The following is an 8749-nucleotide window of genomic DNA, read 5'->3' on the forward strand; positions in this document are numbered from 1 at the left end:
CAGGTTAAATTAACAGAATACTTAATTCTAATAAACAAACTGTATGCTTGAATTTATTTAAACTGCGTGGTAATTAGTTTTATTATACCATTCCGTCAACTTTATAGTCTGGAGCAGGCTTTTTGAATATACTTGTTGTAATTTTTTTTGATTTTAATACTCTATGAGTGTGGCAATAGTAAATAATCATTAAATACTAAAATTAAAGTTTCTTATCATTATATTTTCTAATAATTTCTTCATGCCTTATTTTATTTGCAGTTTCAATTTTTGCCAAAATTTCATCAATTTGTATGAAAATTTTATCTTCAAATATTGTATGTCCATCGAAGACTTTACTCTTAATTTCGTAAATGAAATTTCTGAGGACATTAAAAAGTAACTCTACCTCGTTTAAAGTAACTCTTATATTATTAACAAAAATATCTACGTCTCTATCTGTATGAGCATAAAATTTATTTCTTAATTGAACGATTTTGTCTCTAACGTTAATTACTTCTAATGCATTGAGATTATTATAAAATTGATCAATATCTGATTTAGATATTAGATTTTTATATTCTAAATTTTTGTAATTATTTTTAAGTATATTTAGTAACCTATAAACATTATAATGCTGATTTTTATTATTTTGTTCAAATAATTTACATAGTTCAATGATGAGAATGTACCAGCAATTATATGAGATGAAGGAAATAAATCTAATATCACTAAATTTAGATTTGTCATGTTCTGCAATTTTTTTTAAACAATAATAGTATTCGTATGATTTTGTATACAATAACCATATTTGATCAATTTCTTTTTCAAAATCTAGCTTTTTTATCATTCGAATTTCATTTTGAAATGTTGGCACATTTTACGTTAAATTTTGGGTGGAAGCAAATTACCATTTCATTGATTACCAATAAAAAGCAAACTAAAATATTTAAAAAAAAAATTGATATAAGCAAAAAGTCAAACAAAAACTTAGGTTTTGTCAAACTAGTAGTATTCCTAAGTTTAATTTTCATTGAGGTTTGTCGGTTTTTGCTTTCATTGGATATGCGTAAAACTTTTTATCAACTAACTCTTTTAAAACGAAGGTCAATAATCCGCTTATAAACGATGCAACAATATCTTTCCAGTCAAATGTTCCATGCAATCCTATTAATTCCATCGGTTCCCATATTAACGAATATAATAAAACTGCATTATTATATGTTTATTCTTTTCTTCATTCGAATAAGTCTTAAAATTCCAAAAGAAAAAGCATAATCCTATTACAGAAACAAGACTTCCAATCGTGTCCGCGAGTCCAAAGTCAATAATATTATTTGAATATATAAATGGTCTGTAAGTTTGTGTCAGAGTTTGTCCTATAATCACTGCGGAAATTGAAATTGTCCAGTAAATCTTTTGAATTCTATTCATGTAATTAAATTGTCTTTCAAGTTTAATATCCTTTTCGTTTATTCAATCTTCTTGCATGGAGCACAACGGACGGGGCTATGAGCAGTTGGGGACTCCGTGAACGCGAACCTATAACTCGTTACCGAGCTTGCCAGCGAAAGCGACGCACACCCAACCGCATAAACCCCAATTGCTTATGAGCCCTTGTTGGACGCTGACCGTGTGTCCTGCGATGAATCAGGGCACTTTCAAATATACAAAACTTTCTGCTCGTCAGGGAGCTCGTTCTTTGAAATTGATTCATCATAACTTTAGATGAGATGAGAGACTGAACTCAACTCTTGTAAACAACTTGCGGAGGTCGAGCGAACTGACTGGCTGGGGTTGCTACAAAGAGAGTTCAGGTTGGCCTCTCGGATACGCTTTACTGGAAGCGTTTCCAATCCGCCCAGCGGTGCTTCCCTTTCAAGGGGTAGGTGCTGAACGGCTTGGGTTAAAAGGCAGAAAGCCAGCAATGGCGAAAATCTGTCAGGAGCGAGCATAGGAGTTGAACGAAAGTAAACCGACCGATGACGTGTCGAAAATAACCTTTACGAGACTGAAAACCGTGTGTGGGACGGTCACACGGGATAAGGGTAGAGAAAACCAGTCTATCGGCTGCCTCGGTCTCCGGCATTAAGGCGGCAAGAACTATGCTCATTGGCTCATCTAAGGAACAGGAGAACCTACCCGCCGATGCCAAGAGAGAATGCCGAAAACCCGAAGGGCAAGGCAGAGAGTATCGAAGCGGTGGAGTAGGGGCGGATTAACCCGTAGTAGCGACTTGTGCCAGGTAAAGGCTCTGGAAACTTAGCCACAGCGAAGGGGTTAACGGACTCAAGGCAATTTTGCCAACCTCGTTTACACGGGGGATGAGCTTGTTTAAGCCTGTCAACCTGAAATGGTTGCGCGAGTTCGAGGAGCCGTGTGATGGGAGACTGTCAAGCACGGTTCTGGGAGAGGCTTGGGGGTGAAATTCCCCCTTGCCTACTCGACTTTTTATTTTTCAAGCCGTTCAAATATATAAATGTTGTACTCAACTGAGTATGGCTTGCTTATTTTGTGCGTAATTTTTGGCAATAAAACTCCTTCATTAATACTTTTAAAATTATCCAAGAGAATTTGTTCCCAATCACGACCATTTTTATCATGTCTTTTAGTTTGATAACGGGACAAATTAGAATCTATGTGCCAATAGTTATCAAATTGGTTTTTATCGATAGGTTCCCATAAGACCATAAAAAGGACAAACAAGTCCGTTTTCTTTTCTTTTGCTTTTTGATGAACAAAGTCACGTTCAATTGTCTTCGAATAATCAAAAGTAATTATGTCATAAGGATACTGATACTTTAATTCTACTAAAAAGGGCATGCTTGGTTTATCGCTGTCAACAATTGACAAATCAATCCGTGAACCTTTTATACCACGAGGATGCTCAGCAAATGCTCTATAGGAATCACTTGTTGTTTTTTTTAAATTAATTGATTCAAGAATTGCGTTACGTATAAATAATTCTTGTTTAAGATTAGGGTAATTATTGTTGATATTTTCTAATATCGTTTCAAATTCAGATGATTGAAACAAACTATACAGAAGAGATGTCTGTTTTCTCATAATTAATTCTTTAATAATAGAGCGGCAAAGCCGCTCTACATAATTAAAATTATCCCAATCGGTTAGTCCAAGTATGGCTTTTATTCCACTTAGCGTTTCTAACTTTATCCACAATGAATACCTTTAAATCGGCTTCACGCTCTTTGGTTACCCAAAATATTTTCACCGTTGCTTCTCTTTCTTTTTGGACAAAAAACCAAAGTGCATCGCCTTTTGCATCTCTGTCTTTATCAACCTCAAAAATTAACAAATCGGCTTCTCTTTCCTTTTGAACTCTAAATACTTTAATATCAGCATTCCTTTCTTTGTCTGCTACAAAAACTTTTGCCATAATCTTTAATTTTAAAATTGTAATTATTTCTATATATCGCTTACTGTCTGGTTGTCTGTTTTTTTGGTTTGCACTTAACTAGTTTATAGGTATGATAAAATCATACGATATATCCTAAATTGGACGGATATGAATGATTTTAATCATACTAATTGCTAAATTAAAGAATTTTTACAAATAATCAAATGGACTTATAATTTTTTGTAAACCACTTTACCTAAAACTTGATACTATTCGTTTATGATTGATAGTGAGTTTCATAGAACACAGATTACGCTGATTTTATTGATTTACACAGGTTAAATTAACCAAACACCAAACACCAAACACTAAACACTAAACCCTAAACACCAAAAACCAAACACTATCTCCCCTGTACACTGTACACTACACACTGCACACTATTTTTCGCTACGCTCAGGATGATAAGTGGGGTAGTTAACTAGCGGTATGAAAAATCAAACAGCAGCAAGCAATTGAAAATACAAGTGTTACACCAATCATTGTTCTGCTTACCCAAACCTCATAAAATCGTTATATCTTTGTAAAAAATACGGAAATGGAAGGAACACGATTACAGAAGGTGGGACGGCTCATACAGAAGGAGCTTAGCGAGATATTCCAGCGCGAGGGGGCTGCCAGGTTCCCCGGTAAAATGCTTACAGTTACGCAGGTTAGGGTTAGCCCCGACCTCTCGGTGGCTAAGGTTTACGTAAGCATATTCCCCTCAACCGATACCGATAAAACGCTCGAGCATATCAGGGATAACTCAAAATTCCTTAGGGGCGAACTGGGCAAAAGGGTAAGGCACCAGCTTAGGGTGATACCCGAGCTTACCTTTTTCATCGACGATTCGCTCGACTATATCGAAAAAATTGACCAATTACTTAAAGAGTAGAAACCCAAGAATGATAAGTCGTTTAGTTTCGTTTACTACCCGGTTCATACCCCGGCACTACCTTCAGCTTTTTGCATCGTTTCTGATGAAAGCCATTGGACTTTTTTACCGGGGCAGTCGGTTTCAGGATCCTATCGATGGGGTTAAGTATCGCAAGTTACTCCCCTACGGGCGAGTTACCACACGGGAAAACGCACTGGCGCCAAACTCCATGTCGCTGGAACGGCACAGGCTGATATGGCTTTACCTGCAAAGGAAAACCGACTTTTTCACAGCCCCCAAAAAGGTTCTGCATGTTGCCCCGGAATACTGTTTCATAAAACCGATAAAGCGACTAAGAAACATTGACTATACCACAGCCGACCTCATTTCGCCCTGGGCCGATGTAAAGCTCGATGTTCAGGCAATGCCTTTTGCCGACAATACCTTTGATATGGTGATCTGCAACCATGTGCTTGAGCATGTTGACAACGACCTTAGGGCGATGACCGAAATACTCCGTGTACTCAAGCCTGGTGGGTTTGCTGTGCTCCAGGTGCCAATGGATTTAAACATGGAGCAAACCCTTGAAAACCCTGAGTATAACACCCCTGAACTCAGGGAAAAGTATTACCAGCAGCGCGACCATCTCCGCCTTTACGGCCGCGATTATGCCAAACGCCTTACCTCTGCCGGGTTTGATGTTTTAGAGGACGACTTTGTTAAGCTGCTGCCACCCCACGAGGTGGAATATTACGCCCTACCTAAGGACGAAATCCTTTACATTGCCCGGAAAAAGTAAAACCAATGAATGTTCCGCTTTACATAGCCCGACGTTACCTGTTTGCGAAAAAATCGCATAACATCATCAACATCATCTCCGTGATATCGGTTATTGGGGTTGCAACAGGGGTTATGGCGCTTGTGGTTGTTCTATCCGTTTTCAATGGTTTCGATTCCCTGATTGCCAACCTCTACTCCCATATCGATGCCGATTTGCGGATTGAGGCTAAGCAGGGAAAAACATTCCGAACCGACAGCTTACCCATTGAAAGGATCAAGCAGATTCCCGGTGTGGCAGTGTTTTCCGAGGTGGTTGAGGAGAATGCCCTTTTCCGCTACCGCGGGAAGCAACACATTGGAATTGTTAAAGGGGTTAGCAGGAACTACACTGAGCTAACCGGACTAAAGAGCAAAATAGTTGATGGCGATTTCAAGCTATGGCTAGGTAGCCAGCCCATGGCCATCGTGGGCGAAGGGGTTGCCTACTACCTCAACGCCAATCTAGCCCACTTTGATCCGCTGTTTGTTTACATTCCCAGGCGGGGCAAAAGCTACTCCCCCGATGCTGCCTTTATTAAAAAAGCCATTATGCCCTCGGGCATTTTTGCCATTGAGCAAGATTTTGATACCCGGTATGTAATTGCACCCGTTGAGTTCGCAAGGGGTCTACTCCTTTACGATTCACTAACTGTTAGCGCCATTGAAATCAAGCTGCACACAAGTGCAAATGCCGCCAGGATTAAAACCGATGTTGAAAACATTATTGGCAATAAGTATAGGGTATTGGACCGTTACCAGCAAAACGAGTCGCTTTACCGAACCATGAAATCGGAAAAGTTTGCCATTGCGCTAATACTGATACTTATACTCATTATTGCATCATTCAATATAGTGGGGTCGCTCTCCATGCTAATTATTGATAAACGCGCCGATGTGGAGACTCTGAAAAGTCTTGGTGCAAGCAATAGCCTAATACAAAAGATCTTTCTCTTTGAAGGCATGCTTATTTCCATTGGTGGTAGTATAATTGGAATTATTATTGGTTTGATAACATGTTGGCTGCAAATCACCTTTAAGCTCATTAGGCTTGAGGGCCGTGGCAACTTTATTGTTGATGCATACCCCGTTGAAGTCCAGGCCAGCGATATGATCCTAATTTTCCTGGTGGTTATAGCCATAGGCTACCTGGCTGCCCGATTTCCGGTTAGGGTTATCACGCGGAGACTGATACAGGCGGATAACAGAGGGTAACCATTTTAGAAATTGTAAGCCAAAACGTCCACTTTTTTACCCCATTCTGTATTTATTCGCTAGTTACTCTGAATTGAATTTACTTTTTGTCAATACAAATTCATTGCAATTCAAATAACAAAACAGACGCACTTTTTGACACCCTGTGCGTCCTTTCCCGCCTTAGCGGGGAGCTAAGGGCGCATTCAACGGTAAAAAGAATTAAAAGAGCAAAGAGATGCTTCGGCGAGCTCAGCATGACAACGTGATGTTTCGCTTGCACTCAACATGACAATAGTTTCACGAACAACGAGCAACGAACAACTAACTACGTTTCCCGCCCCGTAGGGGCGAAATATTTGTAACCCAATGGCTTCTTCCTCATGTTTTGCGATGCACGCAATACTTTTTCCAAAGAGCAAGGGGAAAGCTTTGCATCGCAAAGGAAAAATCTTGCAAAGAGCGGTTTACACGTTCTTTCTTGTCTTGATACAAGAAAGAACCAAAGAAAATCAAGGCTGAAAAGCCCGACCCGATGGGTACCCCGCGGGTGGAACTGCCACGCGATACTATTCGCCACGCCTCCGGCGTGACTCATTTGGTATCGCTTACTATACCCACCGTCACGTTCCACCCCCGACCCATTGTCGGGTCAGGCTTTTATGCCTCTGCTTGCTTTTTTCGCTCCATTGCCTCTCAGGAATATGGGTAGGGTGATGTCAAAAAAAGCGAACGGGTCTGGGAGACACGCTCGAACAAGAAGAAAAGGGCTGGGGTTAGGTCGTTTACCATATTTAACCTAGATGACCCCTCTAAATCTCCCCTGAAAGGGGAGACTTTAACAGCGCTCCCCTCTCCTGTCAGGAGAGGGGCGGGGGTGAGGTCAATTCCACAAACAACGAACAACGCTTCCAGCCCCGGAGGGGCGAAATATTTGTAACTCCATGATTTTTCCTGTATGTATAGCGATGCACGCAATACTTTTTCCAAAGAGCAAGGGTGAAGCTTTGCATCGCAACAGAAAAGCATTGCAAAGAGCGGTTTCCAAAAAAACAACAAGAATTAAAGGGTTTAAGGTAAAGCGATGCTTCGGCTAGCTCAACATGACAAGTGAGCAGAAAGGAAGATAGGGTTTTTGTCATCCCGAGCAAAGTCGAGGGATCTCTTCAAAGGATTGAAGAAAATGAGCAATGAGATGCTTCGGTGAGTTCAGAATGACAGCGTAATGTTTTGCTTAGCTCAACATCGCAAATAACCTTAGCTAAACGACATTGAATATATTCTTGTTTTAATGCAGTTACGGGTAAACCACCGCTGCATAGCCCACCCAGTGCCTGATATTAGCTGGTGCGGTTTGACCCATACCCAGATCTGCTACCGGTAAGGGTTGGTGGTCGATACTGGTAGCGTAACCAACAGGTAATCCAATAAGGTCGGATCCTTTCATAAGCTGATTCAGCTTAATGGCAGTTAGCAACGCAAATGGAATACTATACCGGCCGCACCAGGTCCATTTGTATTCCCTGTAATTCTCTGCATCGACCGTATAACCGAAAAAATTGCGGATTTTCACATCGTTGAGTGTCCCTTTCAGTGTGGTATTAATAATTTCGAGTTCCAAATCAACCGCCTTTCTGTAACCTGCCGAATCGGTACCAAAGGGGGCATAATTCCTGCCACCCCACTCCTCATCACCGTAATGTACTGCATCGGTTGTTACTACCAAAGCAACATCGGAACCCCAGTTCAAATCATACTTCTGAAAAACCTTTTGAAGAGCCGTTGCAAGCGCTGTTGCTACTTCCTTCATCCTATCAAAGCTCATGCTTGGAACCAGGATTGGCACAATTTCGATATCGCGTTTACTATACTGAAGGAAAGGTAGCATCGACTCAACGGAGTGTTCAACAATATGCATGCTATCGTACCTAATGGCCATATCCCCTGGCATTTCTTTGATGATGTGTTCACGCAGCTCCGACACAGGAATGTTTCCGTAGGCCCCATGCCAATGAGTGAAGGAATCGAAAACCAGCGCATCCTCAAGGTTAAACTTGCGGGCTTTGTGTGCCACACCAAATAAAATAATAGTTTTTGCGCTGATGTTCCTGAGAGTGGCCGGGTATAGCCATCCCACATAGGTATAGTCGTCATGTGGGCAAACTGCAAGCCGACAGCCATTAACCGTAGGGGACTTTGCAAGCATTTCGCCCTGTAGCGACATAATTCGGCTCATGACCGAATCTATTTGATACTGCTTTGTAGCAAATCCAATGGTATCGACTGGCTTGCGAACCGATACATTCTTCACTCCTCTAGTGCAACATAAAAATGTTATTGGGAGCATTAGAAAAAGCAGCTTCGTTTTCATATGAAAGAGAATTTATCAGCATAGTAAAATTATGAATCAATGTCGTTTAGTTAAGGAATATTCATAATCGTTTGTAATTCATATAGTAAAGTCGCTTCGGTTTTTTATTTCG

At 40.6% G+C, this 8749-nt stretch carries 11 protein-coding genes; 5 read left to right on the forward strand and 6 right to left on the reverse strand.

Features of this window, described 5'->3' with window-relative positions; all coding sequences use genetic code 11:
- Window positions 1-202 precede the first annotated feature (202 nt).
- Window positions 203-829: an AbiU2 domain-containing protein gene (locus AB6811_RS06250; protein WP_369489584.1), complete on the reverse strand. Its 627-nt coding sequence runs from the start codon at window positions 827-829 to the stop codon at window positions 203-205.
- A 180-nt stretch (window positions 830-1009) separates the two neighbouring features.
- On the reverse strand, window positions 1010-1159 hold the full coding sequence (locus AB6811_RS06255; RefSeq protein WP_369489585.1) for a hypothetical protein: 150 nt from the start codon (window positions 1157-1159) through the stop codon (window positions 1010-1012).
- 844 nt (window positions 1160-2003) lie between these two features.
- On the opposite strand from AB6811_RS06255, the gene AB6811_RS06260 reads away from it, so the two are divergent.
- Window positions 2004-2201, forward strand: coding sequence for a hypothetical protein (locus AB6811_RS06260; protein ID WP_369489586.1), 198 nt, complete (start codon window positions 2004-2006; stop codon window positions 2199-2201).
- Here AB6811_RS06260 and AB6811_RS06265 read toward each other — a convergent pair.
- Genes AB6811_RS06265 through AB6811_RS06275 form a run of 3 tightly spaced genes read right to left on the reverse strand, consistent with a single transcriptional unit; the run spans window position 2198 to window position 3376 of the window.
- On the reverse strand, window positions 2198-2380 hold the full coding sequence (locus AB6811_RS06265; protein ID WP_369489587.1) for a hypothetical protein: 183 nt from the start codon (window positions 2378-2380) through the stop codon (window positions 2198-2200). The two genes, AB6811_RS06260 and AB6811_RS06265, sit on opposite strands and share 4 nt — an antisense overlap.
- A gap of 50 nt (window positions 2381-2430) precedes the next feature.
- A complete protein-coding gene (locus AB6811_RS06270; RefSeq protein ID WP_369489588.1) occupies window positions 2431-3045 on the reverse strand; it encodes a hypothetical protein in 615 nt (204 codons plus the stop codon).
- Between the two features lie 49 nt (window positions 3046-3094).
- Window positions 3095-3376, reverse strand: coding sequence for a 7(1) septoil knot domain-containing protein (locus tag AB6811_RS06275; RefSeq protein ID WP_369489589.1), 282 nt, complete (start codon window positions 3374-3376; stop codon window positions 3095-3097).
- A 559-nt stretch (window positions 3377-3935) separates the two neighbouring features.
- Between AB6811_RS06275 and rbfA the strand changes: the two genes are divergently transcribed.
- The 4 genes from rbfA (at window position 3936) to AB6811_RS06295 (ending at window position 6978) form a co-directional block, all read left to right on the forward strand.
- Window positions 3936-4274: a 30S ribosome-binding factor RbfA gene (gene rbfA, locus AB6811_RS06280; RefSeq protein WP_369489590.1), complete on the forward strand. Its 339-nt coding sequence runs from the start codon at window positions 3936-3938 to the stop codon at window positions 4272-4274.
- A gap of 10 nt (window positions 4275-4284) precedes the next feature.
- Window positions 4285-5055 carry a methyltransferase domain-containing protein gene (locus AB6811_RS06285; protein WP_369489591.1) on the forward strand — a complete coding sequence of 257 codons (771 nt, stop codon included), beginning with the start codon at window positions 4285-4287 and terminating at the stop codon, window positions 5053-5055.
- A 5-nt stretch (window positions 5056-5060) separates the two neighbouring features.
- A complete protein-coding gene (locus AB6811_RS06290; RefSeq protein WP_369489592.1) occupies window positions 5061-6287 on the forward strand; it encodes an FtsX-like permease family protein in 1227 nt (408 codons plus the stop codon).
- Window positions 6288-6801: 514 nt separating this feature from the next.
- On the forward strand, window positions 6802-6978 hold the full coding sequence (locus tag AB6811_RS06295; protein WP_369489593.1) for a hypothetical protein: 177 nt from the start codon (window positions 6802-6804) through the stop codon (window positions 6976-6978).
- Between the two features lie 585 nt (window positions 6979-7563).
- Here AB6811_RS06295 and amrB read toward each other — a convergent pair.
- Window positions 7564-8637, reverse strand: a complete 1074-nt coding sequence (gene amrB / locus AB6811_RS06300) for an AmmeMemoRadiSam system protein B (protein WP_369489594.1) — start codon at window positions 8635-8637, stop codon at window positions 7564-7566.
- Between the last annotated feature and the right edge of the window lie 112 nt (window positions 8638-8749).

This window comes from Tenuifilum sp. 4138str (genome assembly GCF_041102575.1).
Lineage (GTDB): Bacteria > Bacteroidota > Bacteroidia > Bacteroidales > Tenuifilaceae > Tenuifilum > Tenuifilum osseticum.